Origin of the sequence: Enterococcus mediterraneensis, from assembly GCF_900604485.1 — a bacterium.
GTDB classification, from domain to species: domain Bacteria; phylum Bacillota; class Bacilli; order Lactobacillales; family Enterococcaceae; genus Enterococcus_C; species Enterococcus_C mediterraneensis.
Genome location: NZ_UWOP01000001.1, coordinates 741,301 through 764,377, shown reverse-complemented (window position 1 = coordinate 764,377; position 23,077 = coordinate 741,301). Strand labels below are relative to the sequence as shown.

The window sequence follows — 23,077 nt, the reverse complement described above, 5'->3', positions numbered from 1 at the left end:
GTGTTTCTTTTTCGATGAATGACCTTTATGATACTAATGTAAACGAATTCATTATTGTGAAAAACTAAAAGCAATCATTCGAAGGAGAGAGAAAAATGAATCAATGGATCAACGATACACTTTTACCCCCTGTACTGAAGTTTGTGAATACCAAACCGATCACTGCATTGCGTAATGGGATGCTTTACACGATGCCCTTTTCCATCGTAGGATCGATCTTCCTACTATTGGCAAATTTCCCAGTAAAGGCGATTTCCGATTTTGTCACTGAAAGTGGTCTAGCAGATTATTTCAACCAAGCGTTCGGCGCATCTTTTGCGATCATGTCACTTTTTGCGGTTATGGGGATCGCGTATTCTTATGTTAAAGGGGAAGGGTTTGAAGGACTTCCAGCTGGAATGATCTCATTAGTCATCTTTTTATTGACGATGGATTCAACTGTAACTGATGCGGAAGCCGGTGTAACGATCGGCAACGTCATCGACAAAACATGGACAGGCGGACAAGGGATGATCAGTGCGATCATCGTGGGACTGTTTGTAGGTTGGGGCTACACCTGGTTCTTGAAACGAGACATCCGGATCAAACTTCCGGAACAAGTACCTACCAACGTTGCCAACTCATTTACAGCGTTGATCCCTGCGGCTGTTTTAACGACAGTTGCGCTGTTAGTGTATGTATTCTTTGATAAAGTATTCAAAACAACATTAGTGGAATGGATCTATCAAGTGATCCAAAGCCCAATGCAAGGTGTGACGGATTCACTAGGCGGCGCGTTGATGTTAGGTTTCTTGGTACCGTTCCTTTGGTTCTTCGGGGTACACGGTTCAACGATCGTCGGCGGGATCATGGGACCGATCCTGCAAGCCAATTCTTTAGCCAATACCGATTTAGTGAATTCTGGCAAAGAACTGACTGTCGCAAATGGCGGACATATCGTAACTCAACAATTTTTGGATCAATTCATGACCGTAACAGGTGCTGGAATGACAATTGGGATCGTGATGTTCATGTTGGCTCTAGCAAAATCTCAACAATTCAAGCAACTAGGAAGATTGTCATTGATCCCTGCTGTTTTCAACATCAATGAACCGATCATTTTCGCTACACCAGTGGTAATGAACCCGATCATGGCAATTCCGTTTATCTTGACCCCAGTCGTTTCTGGCGTGATCACTTATTTTGCTCTTTATACTGGGTTAGTACCATTATTTACAGCAGTCATGGTACCTTGGACGACACCACCGATCATTTCAGGTTTCTTAGTAGGCGGCTGGCGAGCAGCGCTTTTGCAAGCAGTTGTTTTAACGATCGGATTCTTTATTTACTTGCCGTTCATCCGTAAAGTGGATTCATTGAACTATGCGCAAGAACAAGGAGCAACGTTAGCTGAAGTTGAAGCAGAGGCAGAAGCAGAAGATAAAGTAACAGCTTAGAAAAATCAGATGGGAGAACTACGATGAGTATTTTGAAAGATAACTTTTTATGGGGCGGCGCGGTTGCCGCCCATCAATTGGAAGGAGGCTGGCAAGAAGGCGGCAAAGGTATCAGTGTGGCAGATGTGATGACTGCTGGCGCCAATGGAGTTCCACGGAAAATCACGGACGGCGTACTCGCTGGCGAAAACTATCCTAATCATGAAGCCATCGATTTTTACCATCGCTATAAAGAAGACGTTAAATTGTTTGCGGAACTTGGTCTAAAATGTTTCAGAACCTCCATTGCATGGACACGGATCTTTCCTGATGGAGACGAAGCAGAACCGAATGAAGCTGGTTTGCAGTTTTATGATGATCTTTTCGACGAGTGTTTGAAATATAACATCCAGCCGGTGATCACGCTGTCTCACTTTGAAATGCCGTATCATTTAGTTACTGAATATGGCGGCTGGCGCAATCGCAAAGTCATCGACTTTTTCGTCCGCTTTGCTGAAGTCTGCTTCACCCGCTACAAGGACAAAGTGAAATATTGGATGACCTTTAATGAAATCAATAATCAAGCCAATTATCATGAAGATTTTGCACCGTTTACGAACTCAGGATTAAAATTTGTTGAAGGAGAAGATCGGGAACGCTTGATGTATCAAGCGGCGCACTATGAGTTGGTCGCTAGCGCGAAAGCTATAGAGATTGGACGACAAATCAATCCAGAATTCCAGATCGGCTGTATGATCGCCATGTGCCCAATCTATCCATATTCTTGCGATCCAAATGATATGATGGCAGCGACTGTCGGGATGCAGCGTCGCTACTGGTTTACGGATGTCCATTGCCGCGGCAAGTATCCAAGCTATCTAAAGACCTATTTCAAACGTAAAAACTTTGATTTGGATATAACAGAAGAAGATCTTGAACAGTTGAAACGAGACTGTGTGGATTATATCGGATTCAGCTACTATATGTCATTTGCAATCAAAGATCACGGAAAAGCACCATCATACGATTATGATGAAGCACATGATCTAGTGAGAAATCCTTACGTTGAAGCTTCGGAATGGGGTTGGCAGATCGATCCGACTGGGTTGCGCTACTCCATGAACTGGTTCAACGAGCGCTATGAATTACCGTTGTTTATCGTGGAAAATGGATTTGGCGCAGTAGATGAAGTCAACGAGGACGGTACGATTGAGGATCCGTATCGCATTGAGTATTTGAAAGCTCATATCCAATCCATGAAAGATGCGGTGGAATATGACGGGATCGATTTGATGGGCTACACGCCATGGGGGTTCATCGATCTAGTGTCAGCAGGGACCGGCGAGATGAAAAAACGTTATGGCTTTATCTATGTGGATAAAGACAATGAAGGACAAGGAACGTTAGATCGGAAAAAGAAACAATCCTTTGATTGGTATCAAAAAGTCATCGCGACAAATGGCGAAACATTAGATTAAATATACAAAACAGCACCGGATCACTTCCTACTGCGGATGTGATTCGGTGCTGTTTATTTATTGAGCTAATGCTATTTGTACAATGACTACTAATGTATTCATTCCGACGTGAGTAATGATCGATGTCCAGATCTTGCCGGTATGGGTATAAAGCCAAAGGAAAAAACTGCCGAGGAAAAAGTACACGAGAAGATGTCCGTCATTATGGGCAAAAGCAAATGCCAATGAACTCAAGATCAAACCGATCCAATAGTTCGAATATTTCGCGATGATCCCGAAGAGTGCCCGGCGGAAAACAAATTCTTCCATGATCGGACCACCGATCATGACCGCGACAGCGAAAATCGGCCGTTGCAAAATGATGGTGATGATATTTTGCGTATTTTGAGAAGGCTGCAATTCACCAAAAAGCCCTTCGATATTCGCGGCGATATTTTGCAAAATCAATGCGATAAAGATCCCAACGATTCCCCAAATCAAGATCGAAAGTTTTGAGGCAGTGTTTTTCTCGATTTTCAGCGGTTCTTTCTGATAAACATATAATAAGATCATGACTACTGCACCGATCAAATAAGATAAAGTAGTAGCAAGTACTGCTTGATTAGGATCGGCAAAAAAAGCGGGTATGAAAAAAGCCAACCCGTAACAGAAAATCGTCAATAGACTGTATCTATTTAAAGTCATAGGCCATCTCCTTTAGATAATTGCTTTCATTATAACGCAAGGATTAAGGCGAAACAACGAAAATCCTTAAAAAGAGAAAGCGCTAAAAATTGGGTAAAAAAACTTGCAAAGCGGAAGCAAAATGAGTAATATAAATCTTGTAGGTTAGCACTCGATAAACGAGAGTGCTAACTCAAGAAAAAGTACAGATTTAACGGAGGGATTTATCGTGTTAAAACCATTAGGCGATCGTGTCATCATCGAAGTCGCAAAAGAGGAAGAAAAAACAGTCGGCGGTATCGTGTTAGCTTCCGCTGCTAAAGAAAAACCACAAACAGGTACTGTTATTGCGGTTGGTGAAGGACGCACATTAGATAACGGTGAAAAAGCTCCTGTGCCTGTGAAAGTCGGCGACCAAGTAATGTTTGAAAAGTATGCTGGAACAGAAGTGAAATTTGAAGGCAACGAATACTTGATCGTAGCTGGTAAAGATATTATCGCAATCGTAGAATAAAAAAATTGAGGTGGATAAATCATGGCAAAAGACATTAAATTCGCAGAAGATGCACGCGCAGCAATGCTTCGCGGTGTAGACAAATTAGCTGATACAGTAAAAGTAACATTAGGACCAAAAGGCCGTAATGTTGTGTTAGAAAAATCATACGGTTCACCATTGATCACAAATGATGGTGTAACGATCGCAAAAGAAATCGAATTAGAAGATCATTTCGAAAACATGGGTGCGAAATTAGTTTCTGAAGTTGCTTCTAAAACCAACGATATCGCTGGTGACGGAACCACAACAGCAACTGTTTTGACACAAGCAATCGTACGTGAAGGATTGAAAAACGTAACTGCTGGAGCAAACCCTCTAGGCATTCGCCGCGGGATTGAATTAGCGACAAAAGCGGCAGTAGAAGAATTACACAACATTTCTTCTATCGTTGATTCAAAAGAAGCCATCGCACAAGTTGGTGCCGTTTCTTCAGGAAGCGAACAAGTTGGTAATTACATCGCTGACGCAATGGAAAAAGTCGGCAACGACGGTGTCATCACTATTGAAGAATCAAAAGGGATCGAAACAGAATTAGATGTCGTGGAAGGGATGCAATTTGACCGCGGCTACCTATCACAATACATGGTGACAGATAACGATAAAATGGAAGCTGTCTTAGACAATCCATATATCTTGATCACTGACAAAAAAATCTCAAACATTCAAGACATCTTGCCTTTATTAGAACAAATCCTGCAACAATCAAAACCATTGTTGATCATTGCAGACGATGTAGACGGTGAAGCATTACCTACATTAGTCTTGAACAAGATCCGCGGAACATTCAACGTCGTAGCTGTCAAAGCACCTGGCTTTGGTGACCGTCGTAAAGCAATGTTGGAAGATATCGCAGTCTTGACTGGCGGAACAGTCATCACAGAAGATCTTGGTCTTGAATTGAAAGATGCAACTATCGAAAACCTTGGTCAAGCAAGCAAAGTCGTTGTTGACAAAGACAACACAACGATCGTTGAAGGAGCTGGCGGCAAAGACGCTGTAGCTGCTCGCGTACAATTGATCAAAAACCAAATCGCAGATACAACTTCTGATTTCGACCGTGAAAAATTACAAGAACGCCTGGCTAAACTTGCTGGCGGTGTAGCTGTCATCAAAGTCGGCGCGCCAACTGAAACAGAATTGAAAGAAATGAAACTGCGCATTGAAGACGCGCTGAACGCAACTCGTGCCGCTGTGGAAGAAGGTATGGTTTCCGGTGGTGGTACTGCATTGGTGAATGTCATCAATAAAGTAGCGCAATTAGAAGCAGAAGGCGACGTTGCAACTGGTGTGAAAATCGTGGTACGGGCATTGGAAGAACCAGTTCGTCAAATCGCTGAAAACGCAGGCTATGAAGGTTCTGTGATCATCGATAAATTGAAACACGCTGAATTAGGTACTGGATTCAACGCCGCAAATGGCGAATGGGTCAACATGGTAGAAGCCGGCATCGTCGACCCTACTAAAGTTACTCGTTCTGCATTACAAAACGCTGCATCTGTTGCCGCATTGTTATTGACAACAGAAGCTGTCGTAGCTGACAAACCAGAACCAGCTGCACCTGCCGCACCAGCAATGGACCCATCAATGGGCGGTATGATGTAAGAAACATTTGAATAGGATAATCAATAAACCGCAAAACACTGATTTTGCGGTTTATTTTTTGCGCTTTAAAAATAAAAGGCATCGTTATTTAAAGAACGACAGTAATATTACGATAAGATTACATAGAAAAAATGGCTAAAAACAGTTCTGTGCTCCACTTCTTAAGGGATTTCTTTCAAAAAATAGAAATAATCTCCCACTTTTGCTATAAAATGTAACAAAATGTAAAACAACTGAAATATTAACCGCCATGAGAATTTGTATAATAAGAAGCGTTGGAATGTAAAGAAAGGTGTTGGATTCAGTGAAAAGCAAAAAACTAATGACAGTCATAACTGCTGTATTAGTAGCAAATTTTATTGTACCAGTATTTGCTCATGCGGAATCTCTTGACTCTTTGAATGAAAAAGAAACTGCGATCATGAGACAAAGTGACGAGATCAGTGCAGAGATTCAGTTGGTATTAAATGATGTAAATGAAAAATACGCAAAAGTAGAAGCAACAAAAGAAAAGATCGCGAAAAACGAAGCGACTTTAACAACTGCGCAAGCAGAAATCAAAGAAACGCAAAAAAATATCGAAAAACGCAAAGACGCTGTTGCACAACGTCTAAAAGATATCCAAGTCAACGGCGGAACAGAACGAGATTGGAAAGCGCTGCTGGATTCTTCTAATCTGCAAGAATTGATCAACCGGGCGTATGCGATGACGATCCTGCAAAATGCTGAGAAAGAAAAGATCGACAGTTTGCATAATGAAAAAGAAAAACTGGAATCTTTGAAGGACAAAGTCGAAAGTACACAAGCGACTTTGAAAGAAAATGAAACGACTTTGCAAGCTGAAGCGCAAGAATTAGACAGCAAAGTAGCGAATCTAAAACAACAACTAGCGGAAAATAAAACTTCTTTACAAGCGATCGCTAAAAGCAAAGAAGTAGAAGCCGCACGGATCGAAGCTGAAAAACAAAAAGCAGAAGCTGAAAAGCAAGCCGCGGAAAAAGCCGCTGCTGAAAAGGCTGCTGCAGAAAAAGCTGCCAAAGAACAAGCAGAAAGCGAAAAAGCCAAAGAAAGCAGCTCGCAATCTACTCAATCGGAAACAACAAGCTCTAGTTCAAGCAGTACTAGCTCAAGTGATTCAAACAAAACGAACAGTTCAAGCAGTAGTTCAAATAATTCGAACAGCTCCAACAATTCAAATGGAACTTCAAGCAGCAGCAACTCTAATTCATCGAATAATACCTCCAATACTTCTGGCGGCAGAACGATGATGATGGAATCCACTGCATACTCCTACTCAGAAGCAGGAGCAAGCTATTTTACCGCCAGCGGAACAGATCTTAGAAAAAATCCTATGGCTGTAGCTGTTGATCCTAGCGTCATTCCATTAGGTACATTAGTAGAAGTCCAAGGCTACGGTATGGCATTAGCACTTGATACTGGTGGTGCCATCAAAGGCAATATCATTGACGTCCATTTCCCAACAGTCGAACAATGTCGCCAATGGGGAAGACGTCAAGTTAAAGTAACTATTCATGATTAATTGAATAAAATATAGAATTTAAAAAAGCAGTCTATCCCTTGTGTTGACTGCTTTTTTTTAGAAATGAAAAATGAGAAAATTTTTATTTTTAAACTTTTTTTAACTACCAATTTATTTGTGAAGCGCATACATAGTTGGTCGATATAGAAAAATCATGCTCGATTTGTATATATATGTTGAGCTATATTTGGATATATATTAGAAATTAGCGAATACCCTCTTTTTTTTCGATGTATTCTTGCTTATAATATACAAGAGTCACTTCATATATTTATTGCAGGTACATAGAACTAACTACAAATTGGGTATGAAGGAGTGTGTTGAATGAAGAAATCATTGCTGAAAACTGCTGCGATCGTAGTTGCCGGTGCCGGCGCGATTACAGTCTGTTTTTTTGGTTACAGGGTAAATGCTGGTAGGCAGTATGAGCAACGAGTCAGTTACGCAGAAACAGCTATGAAAAAAGAAGAAACTTCTTTAAAAGAAATCAAGAAAGAAATCCAGGCTTTATATCAAGATAAGGATCAAGTATTTTTAAGAAGCGGTCTAAAAGAAGATGAGGTTACAAAAGTCGGCAATAAGTTAGATGCCATTAAGCTATCCGCTGACGAATTTGGCATTAGTGATAAAGACCTGCCTGAGAATGTCGCCGCTGTTAAAACTGAAAAAGAAAAGCTAAATGAACAGCTGGCAGATGTTGAAACGAAATACAACATTCAATCTAGCGTTAATAAATTATTCACCAAAGCAGTGAGTAATTGGCATACGGCAAAAAATGACGTCATTATCAAAGACACACTGAAAGACACTGATGTAGGAGAGATCCGAGAACGTTTGAATCTAATGGATGACAGTCAGTGGAAAGATGTGATCATTGACTACTTAGAATTCGCTTCAGCTCAGATCAAACGTGCAACAGATATTCAAAAATCTATCGATAAGATGTTGAAAGACGATAAAGTGACTGAAGAAGCAACTTATGAAGCTTATCTGAATTTAGTCAATAGCATCGCGCAAGTCCGTAACGAAGACCTAAAAGAAAAATTTGAAAAAGCCGCTGATAAGATCAGTCGACAAATCGGCGTAGCTGCTGATCCGTACACATCTGTCGATCCAGCGACTGGATATGAAGAAACATCTGAAGTCAGTGAAACTGACACGCAAACTGATGATGGAACCCAAGTTCAAGATGATGGGACTCAAGTTGAGGAAGACACTGGTCAGCAAGACAGTGGAGTCGCTGAGGACGGATCGTATTACTAAAATACAGTCATGAGAATGGAGTAAGCATATGTCAAAAGGTAAAAAAATCATATTGATCGTATTAGGCGTGATCGTTGCGCTGACATTAATAGTTGTTGGGGTTGGTGCCAAGGTTTATTTTGATTTAAGCAATTCAGTACAAAAAACCTATGAATCCGTTGAGCGTCAAAAAGACAAAAACGGAACTGAAAAAGTAGATCTGCAAAAACAAGAACCATTTTCAATATTGTTGTTAGGGATCGATACCGGTGATCTGGGACGTACAGAAGTTGGTCGTTCCGATACCATGATGGTGGCAACTGTCAACCCTGAAAATAAAAAGACAACGATCGTCAGCATCGCTCGGGATACGTATGTAGATATCGTTGGTCGCGGTACGCAAGACAAGATCAACCACGCCTATGCTTTTGGCGGTGCTGGGATGTCCATGGACACCGTGGAAAAATACTTAGACATTCCTATCAATCACTATGCCGCTATCAACATGAAAGGCTTAAAAGAGCTGGTAGATGCAGTTGGTGGTATTGAAGTCGCAAATGATCAGAAATTCACCCAAGATGAATACACCTTTGACTATGGAAAAATCACGTTGGACGGCGACCAAGCATTAGCTTACTCTCGGATGCGGCATGAAGATCCTCGCGGTGACTATGGCCGTCAAGAACGCCAACGACAAATCGTCGCTGGTGTCGCTAAAAAACTCCTTACATTAGATGGTGTGACAAAATATCGTGAAGTCTTAGACGCAATGGAAAGCAACGTTAAAACAGATATGAGTTTTGATGATATGAAAAAGATCGCACTGGACTATCGTGATGCCTTCAGCAACATCGAACAAGATCAATTGCAAGGAGAAGGATTCATGCAAGATGGCGTCTCCTACCAACGTGTAAGTGAAGATGAATTGACTCGCGTACAAGATAAATTAAAAACACAGCTGGAAGTTATCGACTAAAGCAAATTAAAGAAAGTAGAGAAAAAAATGGAAGAGACTAGGGAAGAAACAATCAGTTTAAAAGAAATTTTTGAGATTTTAAGAAAACACCTCGCTTCAATCATCATCAGCATGTTTGCCGGCTTAGCGTTAGCCGGGATCGTTACATTTTTCATCATTACACCTAAATACAGCTCACAAACGCAACTTATCGTGACCCTTCCTCAAAGCGAAACGACGAATGTAAATGATGTCAACACAAATTTACAGATGATCAACACGTATAAAGATTTTATTACTGGTGATTTGGTAATGGAACAAGTAAAAGATCGGTTGGATTCAGAATATGGTCTTAAAATGAGTGAAGGTGAGATTCGCGGGTCGATCACGATCAACCAATCACAAAACTCACAAATGTTCTCTATTCAAGCGACAAGCAGTAAAGCAGTAGACGCTGAACACATCGCAAATATGACAGCGCAAATTTTCCAAGAAAATGTCAAAGACGTTATGAATGTCGATAAGATCTCCATTATTTCTAAAGCTTCCGCAAGTATGTCACCTGTTTCGCCTAATAATAAATTGAATTTAGCGATCGGAGTCGTTTTAGGATTGATGGTAGGGATCGGGCTTGCGTTCTTACTGGAATTACTCGACAAGACGGTAAAAGATGATAAGTTTATCCGAGATAACTTAGACTTCGCGATTTTAGGTACAGTGTCGCAAATCTCGCAAAAAGAACTGACTGCGACAACTTTAAAAAATCTAAATACTTCAGCGACAATCACTAATCCTGAAGACAAGGAAAAAGTACCTCGTCGCAGTCGCTCACGAGTGTAAGAAGGAGAAAAAATCAATGGCAAAAAAACATAACGAACGTAAAAACGCGCTGAGAAATGCAGTAAGCTTGATCACGTTGATTGATAATACTTCACCGGTTTCCGAGCAGTATCGGACGATTCGCTCAAACATTCAATTCGCGTCTTCAGCAGATAAACGGATCCAAACGATCGTCGTGACCTCTTCTGGTCCAGGGGAAGGGAAATCTACAACCGCTGCTAATCTAGCAGTCGTTTTCGCTAATTCAGGACAACGGGTCTTATTAGTAGATGCAGATATGCGTAAACCCACTGTTTATCAAACTTTTTGTTTGTCTAATTCGGTAGGTTTGAGTACTGTATTGAGCACGACACAAAGCGTTTTAGAAGTAGCGCAAAAAACAGATGTAGAAAATCTATCTATATTAACGAGTGGACCTATACCACCGTACCCTTCTGAATTATTAGGATCTGCGCGAATGGAGCAAGTGCTCGATGAGGCTCGTAATCTTTACGATATTATTATTTTTGATATGCCGCCGATCGTAGCGGTGACAGATGCACAGATCATGGCATCAAAAGTGGACGGTACGATCTTGGTAGTGAGAGAAAATGTTTCTCGAAAAGAATCAGTGATCAAAGCTAAGGATCTATTGCGTATGGCACAAGCCCGTACGCTAGGAGTAGTATATAACGGTGCTGCTCAAAGTAAAGACCAAGGATACTACGAGTATTACGAAAAATAAGAGAGGACGAGAAAGCGATGATTGATTTGCATTGTCATATTTTGCCGGGAGTTGATGATGGCGCGCAAACCTTGGAAGATAGCCTAGCAATGGCAGAAAAAGCCATTAGCCAAGGCATCACCCATATCTTGTGTACTCCTCATCATAATAATGGGAAATATAAAAACCCTAAACAATCAGTCATCCCTCGTGTCGCTCAGCTGCAAGAAGAACTGGATCAGCGGCAATTGCCGCTGACTGTCTTGGAAGGACAAGAAGTCCGCATTACTGGGGATTTACTTGAGGATATGAGTCGTGATGAGATTTTATTTACTGATTTAGAAGACACTTATATCTTGATTGAATTTCCAACGATGGATATACCTGCTTATACGGAGCAGCTTTTTTTTGAATTGCGCGGATTAGGAAAGATACCAGTGATCGTTCATCCTGAACGCAACGCGAAGTTTCGTGAAGATCCTAATCGATTGATCCCGTTTTTGGATATGGGCGTTTTGGCCCAGTTGACAGCGCCAAGTTATGTTGGGACTTTTGGCAAGTCGATCCAAAAAACGGCAAAAGAAATGGTCAAGCATAATTTAGTGCAGATGGTAGCCTCAGATGCCCATGGTGTCACAAAACGCAACTTTTATCTAAAAGAAGCCTTTGAGGTAATTGAAAAAGATTTTGGACAAGAAAAAGTTTTGGCTATGCAGCAAGTAGCAAAAGACTTGCTGAATGGGGATATAATTAATTTTCCTGTCTATACAGAAGTAAAAAAGAGAAAATTTGGTTTGTTTTAAGGAGATGTTAGGGTGTTTGAGTTAACAAGAAAAAGGAAAATACTGATTTTGGTGTTGGTAGATAGCTTGTTGGTTGCTATTGCTAATCTGGCTACTTATTATTTTATGAAGCCATTTTTGCCTGTGACACCGGGATTTGTTTTCAGTACAACTGTTTTGTCTATTGTCTTATATTTGTTCTATGGATTTATTTTTCACGTATTTACACGGATCAATCGCTATACGAACCTACGCGAGATGATCGCGATTTTTGCCGCAACGACTTGTGAAGCATTGACGAAGACGCTTATTTTATTATTCATCGATGGATCCTTCAGTCGCCGCACAGAAGTTTTTACCTATATTTTTTCTACATTTTTGATCGTAGTCAGCCGATTAGCGTGGCGGTTATACATTGAACATCGTAACATGCACAGCTATCATGGAGAAGATCCTAAACGTACATTGATCATCGGTGCGGGCGAAGGCGGCCGAATCTTGTATAACAGTCTGCTTGGTTCCAAGACTGCCGGAGATATCGAAGTCGTAGGCTTTGTGGATGACGATCCGAATAAAGTTAAGACGTATCTTGCTGGAATCAAGGTCTTAGGCACGACCAAACAATTACCAGAGCTCATCAGAGATAACAATATCGATATGGTAACCATCGCGATTCCTTCCCTTTCTCGAAAGAAATTGCGTGAAATTTTCGATAATTTAGAAAAACTAAAAGTAAAAGTGACTGCTATGCCATCGATGGAAGAGATGGCTTCTGGAAAGATCAGCATGGAACGATTAAAAAAAATCGATGTTGTTGATCTGTTGGGACGTGAAGAAGTCAAATTAGATATTGAATCCATCAAAGATCAATTGACCGATAAGGTGATCTTAGTCACAGGAGCTGGGGGATCTATCGGTTCAGAAATCTGTCGCCAAGTAATCCAATTCAACCCGAAACAACTATTATTATTAGGACACGGTGAAAACTCGATCTATATGATCGATCGTGAATTAAAAACAAAATATGCCGACAAAATGACAGAAATCATCCCAATCATTGCAGATGTCCAAGATCGGCAAAAGATTTTTGAAATCGTCGAACAGTATCAGCCGGATATCGTCTATCACGCGGCAGCCCATAAACATGTACCACTGATGGAATATAATCCTAGAGAAGCTGTCAAAAATAATGTGTATGGTACAAAAAATGTCGCAGAAGCGGCTAAGGCGAATAATGTCAAAAACTTTGTCATGATCTCCACCGATAAAGCCAATAATCCACCAAATGTGATGGGTTCTACGAAACGGATCGCGGAAATGATCGTTACTGGATTGAACGAACCAGGCAAGACAAAATTTTCCGCAGTCCGTTTTGGAAATGTCTTAGGTTCCCGCGGCAGTGTTATCCCTGTCTTCCGAGAACAAATCGCAAAAGGCGGACCTGTTACTGTTACGGATTTCCGTATGACTCGTTACTTTATGACGATCCCAGAAGCTAGTCGTCTGGTAATTCAATCCGGTGCGTTGGCAAAAGGCGGCGAGATATTTGTTCTAGATATGAGTGAACCGGTCAAGATTGTAGATCTTGCGAAAAATATGGTTCGTCTCAGCGGTTATTCAGAAGATGAGATCGAAATCATCGAGACAGGTATTCGTCCAGGAGAAAAGCTTTACGAAGAATTGTTATTGGATAAGGAACGCAATGACGAAGAAGTATACGAAAAGATTTTTGTTGGGAACATCAAAGGTTATTCGATTGATGAAGTAATGGATTTTGTTGAACATTTATCAAAAGACGATAGTGAACTAGCAAAAGAAGTGGTTCGTTTTGCGAATGCTTCGAATAAATAGGAGTTGGACTTGTGTATAGAAATGGTATAAAAAGGGGTATTGATTTTCTACTAGCATTTTTCGGTATCATCATCTTATCACCCATTTTTTTGATTCTGATTTTGGCAATCAAATTTGATTCGCCCGGACCGATTATTTTTAAGCAAAAGCGTGTGGGTTTAAACAAACGACATTTTAATATTTATAAGTTCCGTACAATGCGAGTAGATACACCAAAAGAAATGCCGACACATTTGTTGGAAAATCCTGATTACTTTATTACAAAAGTCGGCAAATTTTTGAGGAAAACAAGTTTGGACGAACTTCCACAACTATGGAATATTTTAAAAGGGGACATGGCTGTGATTGGTCCCCGCCCAGCTTTATGGAATCAATATGATCTAATTGACGAGCGAGACAAATATGGAGCAAATAATATTCGTCCGGGTCTGACTGGATTGGCGCAAATCAGTGGACGGGACGAATTGGAAATCCCTATCAAAGCCAAATTAGATGGAGAGTATACTAAAAATATGTCGCTGCTTCTGGATTTGAAATGTTTCTTTGGGACGATCATCGCTGTGTTCAAGAGTGATGGCGTAGTCGAAGGCGGCACGGGAACTTTGAACAACAAAGGAGACAAATCATGAAGCATATTTTGATAACCGGTGCCAATAGCTATATTGGTACCTCTTTTGAAAAGTATATGGAGCCGTTTGGTGAAGAGTATCAAATCGATACAATCAGTTTGAGAGACGATTTATGGAAAGAAGCTGATTTTTCGAAATATGATTCTCTGATTCATTTAGCAGCGATTGTACATGTGAAGGAAAAAAATGAGGATCTGTACTATAAGATCAATCGGGACTTAGCATATGAAACGGCAAAAAAAGCTAAAGAAGAAGGTGTGAAACAGTTTATCTTCTTTAGTTCAATGTCGGTGTTTGGCATCGATTCAGGTATTATTTTGGAAAAGACTGTTCCAAATCCTAAAACACCTTATGGAAAATCAAAACTAGCAGCAGAGGAGCTGATAAGTGAGCTTGGTTCTTCTGATTTTAAAGTTTGCATTTTACGTCCACCAATGATTTATGGACCAAACACTGTAGGAAACTATCCTCGCTTAGCAAAGCTTGCAAAGAAAAGCCCGATTTTTCCAAAAGTCAATAATCAAAGAAGTATGTTGTATATCAATAATCTGTCCCTATTCTTAAAATTGATGATTGATACACAATTATCTGGAACTTTTCATCCGCAAAATGAAGAATACGTGAATACTTCTGAAATGGTACAAAAAATTGCAGAAGTAAATGGGAAGAAACTTCTTGTTATTCCAGGATTTAGTGGGATGATTCGCTTATTATCCCATCAAATAGATTTCTTTAATAAAGTTTTTGGTACATTGATTTATAGTGAAGAGATGACGGGGCATCCTAGCAATTACTATCAAGGAGAGAAATTAATATATCAAGATAGTAATTTTGAAAAAAGTATACGGGAGAGCGAAAAATGAAACGTGATGTTCTCTTTATGTGTCAATTTTTTTATCCAGAATTTGTATCTTCTGCTTTATTGCCCTATCAAACAGCAAAAGGACTTGTAGAATCTGGAATAAGTGTAGATGTATTATGCGGCTATCCTAAAGAATACTCTGATTCAGAAAAAAAAATATCCTCAATGGAAACTATTGATGGTATTAATATCTATCGTAAAAAGTATCTTCAATTGGGGAGAAAAAACTTTATCTCAAGGTTGGTTAATTATTTTTCATTCACACTAGTCATGTTTTTGAATCTATTTAAGTGTCGAAATTACAAGGTACTTATAGTTTATTCAAATCCCCCCATTTTACCAATAATTAGTGTACTTGCGAAAAAGTTTTTTGGCTGTAAAATCGTCTTTGTTAGCTATGACTTATATCCCGAAATAGCTGTAAATTCAAAAATTTTGAGCAACGGAAGTCTTATCTCTAAGACCATGCGTTTTATTAATAAAAAACTTTTCAAAAATGTTTCTTGTGTGGTTAGTTTGTCAAATGATATGAAGCAATTTATTGTCAATAATCGGAATGTTCCTGAAAATCAAGTAACAGTAATACCTAATTGGGCTACAGAAACTTTTAAAGAAGTTGAGGCGATTCACAATGTTGAATTAAAGAAGATAAAAGAAGAATTTCCATTAATTGTTTCTTATTTTGGAAATATGGGAACAGCACAAGATATAGAAACTTTGTTGTCCGTTATGAATAATGAAAAAATAAAAAATAAAAAGATTGCTTTTATCTTTGCTGGTCATGGAAATAAAAAAGAACAATTAAAAGCTTTTATTCAAAAGAATAAATTAACAAATTGTTTTATTTTTGACTATCTTAAAGGCAATGACTTTACTGAGGCGTTAAACATTAGTAATTTATTTGTAGTTTCATTAGCTCATGGTATTTCTGGTTTAGCTGTACCAAGTAAAACATATAGCTACTATCAGGCTGGTAAACCGGTTATTGCAATTATGGATGAGAATACAGATATTGCATTAGAATTAAAAAGTTATCGAGCAGGAATATCAGTTAAAAATGAGGATGAACATGGTTTAGTTAAGTTATTACTAGACATCAACAATGATCCTTCTATAATAGCTACCATGAAAAAGAATATTACAAAACTCTACGAAGAAAAATATAAAAAAGATTTACAATTAAAAAAATATTTTAATTTAATAAATAATTTATTGGAGGAATAAAAATGTTTAAAGATAAAATTTTATTAATCACAGGTGGTACAGGTTCGTTTGGTAATGCGGTAATGAAGAAGTTTCTAGATTCTGATATTAAAGAAATCCGTATCTTTTCTCGGGATGAGAAAAAACAAGATGATATGCGTAAAAGATACAATAATGACAAATTGAAATTCTATATCGGAGATGTTCGTGATATCAATAGTGTTAAAAATGCAATGTATGGCGTCGACTATATCTTCCATGCGGCTGCATTGAAGCAAGTGCCTTCATGTGAGTTCTTTCCAATCGAAGCTGTTAAAACAAATATCTTGGGAACTGAAAATGTACTGACTGCCGCTGTTGAAGCTGGAGTTGAAAAAGTGATCTGCCTATCAACTGATAAAGCAGCTTATCCTATCAATGCTATGGGAATCTCTAAAGCAATGATGGAAAAAGTTATTATTGCAAAAGCGCGTGCTTTTGAAGGGTCAAAAACTACGATTTGCTGCACTCGCTATGGTAATGTAATGGCTTCTCGCGGATCGGTTATTCCTTTATTTATTGATCAAATTAAAGCAGGAAAACCTTTAACTGTAACTAACCCAGACATGACTCGTTTCCTGATGAACCTTGATGAAGCTGTTGACCTAGTTGCATTTGCGTTTGAAAATGCAGAAGCAGGGGACATCATGGTACAAAAATCACCAGCTTCAACAGTCGGGGATCTAGCACAGGCAATTAAAGAATTATTTAACGTGGATAATGAAATCCATATCATTGGAACTCGTCATGGGGAAAAACGCTACGAAACATTGCTTACAAAAGAAGAATACTTTGTATCAAAAGACATGGGCGGATTTTACCGTGTACCAGCTGATAAACGCGACTTGAACTATGACAAATATTTTGTTGATGGAGAAAAAGAATTGTCACAAGATGAAGAATACAATTCTGATAATACACATCGTTTGACAATTGATGAAATCAAAGAGCGCTTATTAGAATTAGATTTAGTTCAAAAAGAATTAAAGGCGTGGAATAACTAATGAAAATACTCGTAACTGGATCAAACGGTTTCGTAGGGAAAAATCTAATTGCTGAACTAAAAAATCAACAAGAGCATGAAATCTATGCTTTTGACAGAGATACACCCAAAGAGTTTCTTGTTGATTACTGTAAAAAAGCAGAGTTTGTTTTTCATTTAGCTGGAGTGAATCGTCCAGAGAATACTGAAGAATTTATGGAAGGAAACTTTGGTTTTACTTCTGAGCTGTTGGATCTACTGAAACTGTCAAAAAATACCTGTCCAATCATGTTATCATCTTCTGTTCAAGCAGAGCTGAATAATCCTTATGGGGAAAGCAAACGTGCCGGTGAAGAACTTTTACGTTCTTATGCAAAAGAGACCGGGGCATCGGTATATATCTATCGATTTGCTAATTTATATGGGAAATGGTCCCGACCTAACTACAATACAGTTGTAGCGACTTTCTGTTATAAGATTGCTAGAGGTGAAGAGGTCAATGTAATTGACCCTAGTGTTTCTATCGACTTTTGTTATATCGATGATGTCGTTCACGAATTGTTGAGATGTCTAAAAGGAAAGCCTACTTTGAAAAACGGATTTGGATTTGTTCCAGAAATTGATCCATTAACTATTGGAGAATTAAAAGAGTTAATAGTTTCCTTTAAAGAAAGTAGAAAAACATTAGCCCTTCCGAAACTAGATCGTCGTATCGAGAAAAATTTATACAGTACTTATCTTAGTTTTTTATCGGAAGACCAATTTAGTTATCCATTAAAAATGAATGTGGATAATCGGGGATCATTTACAGAATTCCTTCGTACACCGGATCGAGGTCAGGTTTCTGTCAATATTTCAAAACCAGGTATAACGAAAGGAAATCACTGGCATCATACAAAGAATGAAAAATTCATGGTAGTCAGCGGAACTGGTGTGATCCGTTTCAGAAGAATCGATTCAGAAGAAATAATCGAATACTTTGTATCCGGTGAAAAATTAGAAGTGGTGGATATTCCTGTGGGTTACACCCATAATATTGAAAATCTTGGGGAGTCTGACATGGTAACGATCATGTGGGTCAATGAACCTTTTGATCCTGAAAAGCCAGATACCTATTATGTGGAGGTTTAGACGTGAAAAAATTAAAAGTGATGACAGTCGTAGGTACTCGTCCTGAAATAATCCGATTATCTGCTGTTTTGAATAAATTAGAAGAATCTGAGGCTATTGAACACATTCTGGTGCATACTGGCCAAAACTATGACTATGAACTAAATGAAGTATTCTTTGAAGATTTTAAACTGAAAAAACCTGATTACTTCTTAAATGCAGCGGTAGGAACAGCTATCGAGACGGTAGGAAATATTTTGATCAAAATCGATCCAATTTTAGAAGAAGTCCAACCTGACGCATTCTTAGTTTTAGGAGATACAAATAGCTGCTTGTGTGCGATCGCCGCAAAACGTCGTCATATTCCAATCTTTCATATGGAAGCAGGAAACCGTTGTTTCGATCAACGGGTACCTGAAGAAACTAATCGTAAAATCGTTGACCATACTGCAGATATCAACTTAACTTATAGCGATATTGCTCGGGAATACTTGCTACGTGAGGGTTTACCCGCAGATCGTGTTATTAAAACTGGAAGTCCAATGTTTGAAGTACTAAATTCACGGAAAGAGGATATCAAGAATTCAGATATCTTAGAACGCTTGGAATTAACAAAAAACAATTATTTTGTAGTCTCTGCTCATCGGGAAGAAAATATCAGTTCAGAAGCGAATTTCTTAAACTTAGTAGACAGCTTGAATACAATTGCTGAAACTTATCAATTGCCAATCATCATTAGTACACATCCTCGTACAATGAAGATGATTGAAGCAAAGGGAATCAAGTTCCATGAATTGGTACAAACAATGAAACCAATGGGATTCAATGATTACAACAAGTTACAGATCAACGCTAAAGCTGTCTTGAGCGATAGCGGGACGATCAGTGAAGAGTCTTCGATTTTAAATTTCCGCGCATTAAATATCCGACAAGCACATGAACGTCCAGAAGCGATGGAAGAAGCTAGCGTCATGATGGTAGGGTTAGAAAAAGAAAGAATTCTACAAGGTTTAGAAGTATTGGAAACACAAGAAAAAGATACTTTACGACATGTAGCAGATTATTCAATGCCAAACGTTTCAGAAAAGGTTTTGAGAATTATTCTTTCTTATACAGATTATGTGAATAGAGTGGTGTGGAGTGTCTGATAAACAACGTATATTAATTATTAGTAATAATTCATTTAATGAAGAAACAAATAATGGGAAAACATTGTTGTCTTTTTTTTCAGTATTTGAAAGTGCACAAATTGCCCAGTTATTTTTTAAAAATGAGATGCCAAGTTTTAAAAAATTTAACAAGTATTATAAACTCACTGATAAAGATATGATTTTGTTCAAATTTGGTGGAATAGTTGAGTTCAATGATACTACTTTTCAAAAACCAAAAATAAAGACAAAAAAAATAAGTGACATAAAACGAATTTTAAGAGAGCTAATTTGGATTATAGGTCCATGGAGGAATCCCAAATTAAACAATTGGTTAAACAGTTTTAATCCGGATATTATTTTTTTTGTTGCTGGAGATTCAATTTTTTCATATAGAATTACTTCATATATTCAGAAAAAATTTAATGCAAAACTAGTAACATATATAACCGATGATTATATTTTACCCCGGACTAAAGATACAATTCTCGGATCTGTAAGGAGATATATTATTAAGAATAGGATGCAAAGGGCAATTGTAAATTCAAAAAAATACTTCGTTATTTCTGAAGCCATGAAAAAATGTTATAGTGATGTTTTTGGAAAGTCTGGTATTATCCTTAATAACGCACAGGATTTTTTTAAAAAGACAAATAATAGTTTATTTCCACGAGAAGAAATCTCGTTAGTGTATGCTGGAGGACTACACTATAAAAGATTTAAAACTCTTATCGATATAAAGCAAGCAATTGAAATATATAATAAAAAAGAAACAAAGAAAATTGCAAAATTATATATATATTCTAACCCAGAAATTGACAAAAATATTGTCAAGGAACTAGAGGGTGAATACAGTTCCTTTTGTGGGTTAGTAAAAGAAGAGAAGCTTGTAGAGATTCTTAATAGTTGCGATATTCCTGTTTTTGTTGAATCTTTTGATTCTGATTCGATAGAAGCTACAAGGTTATCACTTTCTACAAAAATTTCAGAATATCTTTCTTTAGAAAAACCCATTTTAGCTGTAGGACCCGAATGTGTCTCCTCAATGATGACACTTAAAGATGTTGCATATTGTATTACTTGTACAGAAGAACTAAATAAAAAAGTAGCATATTTACTTGGAAATGTCGAATTGCAAAAGAAATTATCGGTAAAAGCTTCAAAACTCTATAGTAGAGAATATAACAAAAAAAATATTATAAATAGATTTAAAGAAGAAATGAATTTTATGAATTGAGGAGATTTTATTGGACCCACTTATCAGTATTATTGTTCCAGTCTACAATTCTGAAAAAACAATTGGTAGATGTATTGATTCTATTTTAAATCAGAAGTATAAAAAACTTGAATTGATTCTTGTGGATGATGGTTCTCAAGATGGTTCATTACAGATATGTAAGGAATATAAAGATAAAGACAGTAGAATAGTTATTATAACTCAGTCAAATTCAGGTGTTTCCAAAGCAAGGAATTATGGAATGCAAGTATCAAGTGGAGAGTTTTTGAGTTTTGTAGACAGTGACGACTACTTAGAAGCAGATTTTTATCAATTTTTAGTAACAAAATTAATTTCTAGCGGAGTCGATGTAATTACACTTTCAAAATATACTATTAAACAGAGCAATATTTTAGAAGAAATAATAGACTCTGATATGGCTAGAAGAAAACTGTTGTTACTTGAGTTACCAACTTCAGTATGGGCGTATCTATATAAAGCAAATACTATAAAAAATTGTCGATTTTCCGAGGAAGTTCACTTTTTTGAAGATTTATTGTTCAATTTTGATATGTTAAGAAATATAGCAAAGCTAAAACTAGTTTCCTACGAAGGATATCATTATGTTTATACTTCTAATAGTGCTAACAATTCAGCCTTATCTGATAAGAAAATGTCGTGTTTGCTGATTCCCGACTTAATTAATGATAATACTTTAAATAATGAGTGTATATTTTTTAAATCACATTGCTTAGTTGCATTGATACTTAGTCTTATAAAATCTAATCAAAAATCTTACTTTAAAAAAATTAGTAGTGAATGTAAGAAAATCAATATTAGAAAAAATAAACTTGTGCCGATAGAATATAAAATATTAATTTACGGAATGGCTTTTTTTCCTCGAACTTTTATAAATTTACTAAGAATATTTAGAGGAGGATAAATTCTTTGATTGAAATGAAGATCGTTGGTTTTTTTTATGCTCTCTACACTATTTTTATTTTCTTAATTATTTCAATAACTTCTTTAGAGTTTTGGAATATATTTCCTTCAATATTACTCATGTGGCTAATATTTTCTTTCTTTGTTCTAGGAGGGACTGCAAAAAAAAGAGAATATAAAGAAAAAAAAGAATTTAAAGTAATCTCTTGGTTAGCATGTCAACCAAATTATATCTTTCTTTTTTTGATAATTATCTCTATATTATTTTCTTTTTTAGTCGTTAGATTTTATACTGGGCAGACCTTCTTAACAGTTATTAATAATTTAAAAAACGGTATTTCAAATTACGCTCAATACCAAAAACACTTTTCTGAAAATCAGATTTCAGAATTTTCTATTAGTAAATTGCCATTTATTTTTATGATGGCGTTTGTTAAGTTTAACCTGTTTTATGGTTCGTTTTCACTAGTTTTAAATTCAGATAAAACTCAGAAAATGAAATTTATTAAAATATTATATTTAATTTCCGGGGCGTTTTCTTATCTTTATATAGGTATAGCACGCGGAACAAACTTTGAAATGTTTGAATTTGTAGTACTAATAATAGCGCTAATATTTTTAAAAAATAGAACTCAGAAAATCAATTTAAAAAAGCTTCTTTTCATGTCAATAATTATATTTATGTCAGTTCTTATTTTTATAGAAGTTATTAGTCAAAGGGGTGGAAGTAGAGTAATCACGTACTATATTTCTAGAGATGTATCTTATAATCCAGATTCTGTTGTAGCAAGATATTTCCCCCGTTTAGTAATACTTTTAATTTCAGTATATGATTATTTTGGTTTTGGCTTTTTTTATGGAGCTGTCTTTTTAAATAGTGTAGTTTTTACTTCGTTAAGTAATTTTTTGATATATCTTCTTCCATTCTTTCCAAAAATATTTAATAAGCTAAGTTCTAGTGAACAGATGAGAAACTTAATTGATATTGGAACTAAATGGAATCCTGATCAGTATGTTTTTATTGCAAACTTCGGAATTATTTGTCTTTTTATAGTTACTTTTATTTTAGGGATTATTATGCGACATCAAAGACAAAGATTCAATGGAGTAATTTTGACAAGTGATATGCTGATTAATTTTCTTATACTACTTCAGATGATATCTTTTCCAATTGGTAATTTCATAATGGTTTCTAGTTCTTCAAAGATTATCATTTTTGGATTGATTCTTTATAAGATTTATCAAAATATTTTTAAAAAAAAGCAATTTACGAAGTTAATAGAAAGAAACTCTATTAATTAGGGATAGGGGGAGAAGTT

The 23,077-nt window shown here is 37.2% G+C and carries 21 protein-coding genes; 20 read left to right on the top strand and 1 reads right to left on the bottom strand.

The window, feature by feature from the left end; translation table 11 throughout:
• Positions 1–95 precede the first annotated feature (95 nt).
• Positions 96–1,436 carry a PTS sugar transporter subunit IIC gene (locus tag EFB00_RS03625; RefSeq protein ID WP_122645560.1) on the top strand — a complete coding sequence of 447 codons (1,341 nt, stop codon included), beginning with the start codon at positions 96–98 and terminating at the stop codon, positions 1,434–1,436.
• A 23-nt stretch (positions 1,437–1,459) separates the two neighbouring features.
• A complete protein-coding gene (locus EFB00_RS03620) occupies positions 1,460–2,893 on the top strand; it encodes a 6-phospho-beta-glucosidase (protein WP_122645559.1) in 1,434 nt (477 codons plus the stop codon).
• A gap of 57 nt (positions 2,894–2,950) precedes the next feature.
• Here the strand turns inward: EFB00_RS03620 and EFB00_RS03615 are convergent, their stop codons facing one another.
• Positions 2,951–3,577, bottom strand: a complete 627-nt coding sequence (locus EFB00_RS03615) for a CPBP family intramembrane glutamic endopeptidase (RefSeq protein WP_122645558.1) — start codon at positions 3,575–3,577, stop codon at positions 2,951–2,953.
• 208 nt (positions 3,578–3,785) lie between these two features.
• Here EFB00_RS03615 and groES point away from each other — a divergent pair, with 208 nt between their 5' ends.
• From groES to EFB00_RS03525, 18 genes are all read left to right on the top strand, one after another.
• Complete coding sequence (gene groES, locus EFB00_RS03610) at positions 3,786–4,070, top strand: co-chaperone GroES (RefSeq protein ID WP_122645557.1); 285 nt, start codon at positions 3,786–3,788, stop codon at positions 4,068–4,070.
• Between the two features lie 21 nt (positions 4,071–4,091).
• On the top strand, positions 4,092–5,714 hold the full coding sequence (groL, locus tag EFB00_RS03605) for a chaperonin GroEL (RefSeq protein WP_122645556.1): 1,623 nt from the start codon (positions 4,092–4,094) through the stop codon (positions 5,712–5,714).
• Positions 5,715–6,018: 304 nt separating this feature from the next.
• Positions 6,019–7,254 (top strand): 3D domain-containing protein, encoded by a 1,236-nt coding sequence (locus tag EFB00_RS03600; RefSeq protein ID WP_122645555.1) that lies wholly within the window; start codon positions 6,019–6,021, stop codon positions 7,252–7,254.
• 324 nt (positions 7,255–7,578) lie between these two features.
• Positions 7,579–8,517: a hypothetical protein gene (locus EFB00_RS03595; protein WP_206423458.1), complete on the top strand. Its 939-nt coding sequence runs from the start codon at positions 7,579–7,581 to the stop codon at positions 8,515–8,517.
• A 28-nt stretch (positions 8,518–8,545) separates the two neighbouring features.
• Entirely contained in the window at positions 8,546–9,472 is a 927-nt protein-coding gene (locus EFB00_RS03590) for an LCP family glycopolymer transferase (RefSeq protein ID WP_122645554.1), read from the top strand.
• A gap of 27 nt (positions 9,473–9,499) precedes the next feature.
• Positions 9,500–10,291 carry a YveK family protein gene (locus EFB00_RS03585; RefSeq protein ID WP_122645553.1) on the top strand — a complete coding sequence of 264 codons (792 nt, stop codon included), beginning with the start codon at positions 9,500–9,502 and terminating at the stop codon, positions 10,289–10,291.
• Positions 10,292–10,307: 16 nt separating this feature from the next.
• Positions 10,308–11,015 (top strand): CpsD/CapB family tyrosine-protein kinase, encoded by a 708-nt coding sequence (locus tag EFB00_RS03580; protein ID WP_122645552.1) that lies wholly within the window; start codon positions 10,308–10,310, stop codon positions 11,013–11,015.
• Between the two features lie 17 nt (positions 11,016–11,032).
• Complete coding sequence (locus tag EFB00_RS03575) at positions 11,033–11,797, top strand: tyrosine-protein phosphatase (protein WP_122645551.1); 765 nt, start codon at positions 11,033–11,035, stop codon at positions 11,795–11,797.
• A 12-nt stretch (positions 11,798–11,809) separates the two neighbouring features.
• Complete coding sequence (locus EFB00_RS03570; protein ID WP_122645550.1) at positions 11,810–13,627, top strand: polysaccharide biosynthesis protein; 1,818 nt, start codon at positions 11,810–11,812, stop codon at positions 13,625–13,627.
• Between the two features lie 11 nt (positions 13,628–13,638).
• On the top strand, positions 13,639–14,256 hold the full coding sequence (locus EFB00_RS03565; RefSeq protein WP_122645549.1) for a sugar transferase: 618 nt from the start codon (positions 13,639–13,641) through the stop codon (positions 14,254–14,256).
• A complete protein-coding gene (locus EFB00_RS03560; protein WP_122645548.1) occupies positions 14,253–15,119 on the top strand; it encodes an NAD-dependent epimerase/dehydratase family protein in 867 nt (288 codons plus the stop codon). The genes EFB00_RS03565 and EFB00_RS03560 overlap by 4 nt, the downstream gene beginning before the upstream one ends.
• Positions 15,116–16,342 (top strand): glycosyltransferase family 4 protein, encoded by a 1,227-nt coding sequence (locus EFB00_RS03555; protein ID WP_122645547.1) that lies wholly within the window; start codon positions 15,116–15,118, stop codon positions 16,340–16,342. The genes EFB00_RS03560 and EFB00_RS03555 overlap by 4 nt, the downstream gene beginning before the upstream one ends.
• Before the next feature lie 2 nt (positions 16,343–16,344).
• On the top strand, positions 16,345–17,364 hold the full coding sequence (locus EFB00_RS03550; RefSeq protein WP_122645546.1) for a polysaccharide biosynthesis protein: 1,020 nt from the start codon (positions 16,345–16,347) through the stop codon (positions 17,362–17,364).
• Positions 17,364–18,473: a polysaccharide biosynthesis C-terminal domain-containing protein gene (locus EFB00_RS03545; protein WP_122645545.1), complete on the top strand. Its 1,110-nt coding sequence runs from the start codon at positions 17,364–17,366 to the stop codon at positions 18,471–18,473. Before EFB00_RS03550 ends, EFB00_RS03545 begins: the two co-directional genes overlap by 1 nt.
• A 2-nt stretch (positions 18,474–18,475) precedes the next feature.
• Positions 18,476–19,600 (top strand): non-hydrolyzing UDP-N-acetylglucosamine 2-epimerase, encoded by a 1,125-nt coding sequence (wecB, locus tag EFB00_RS03540; RefSeq protein WP_122645544.1) that lies wholly within the window; start codon positions 18,476–18,478, stop codon positions 19,598–19,600.
• Entirely contained in the window at positions 19,593–20,837 is a 1,245-nt protein-coding gene (locus EFB00_RS03535; protein WP_122645543.1) for a glycosyltransferase family protein, read from the top strand. The genes wecB and EFB00_RS03535 overlap by 8 nt, the downstream gene beginning before the upstream one ends.
• A gap of 10 nt (positions 20,838–20,847) precedes the next feature.
• Positions 20,848–21,759, top strand: coding sequence for a glycosyltransferase family 2 protein (locus tag EFB00_RS03530; protein ID WP_164709417.1), 912 nt, complete (start codon positions 20,848–20,850; stop codon positions 21,757–21,759).
• A 5-nt stretch (positions 21,760–21,764) separates the two neighbouring features.
• A complete protein-coding gene (locus EFB00_RS03525; protein WP_122645541.1) occupies positions 21,765–23,060 on the top strand; it encodes a hypothetical protein in 1,296 nt (431 codons plus the stop codon).
• Positions 23,061–23,077 lie beyond the last annotated feature (17 nt).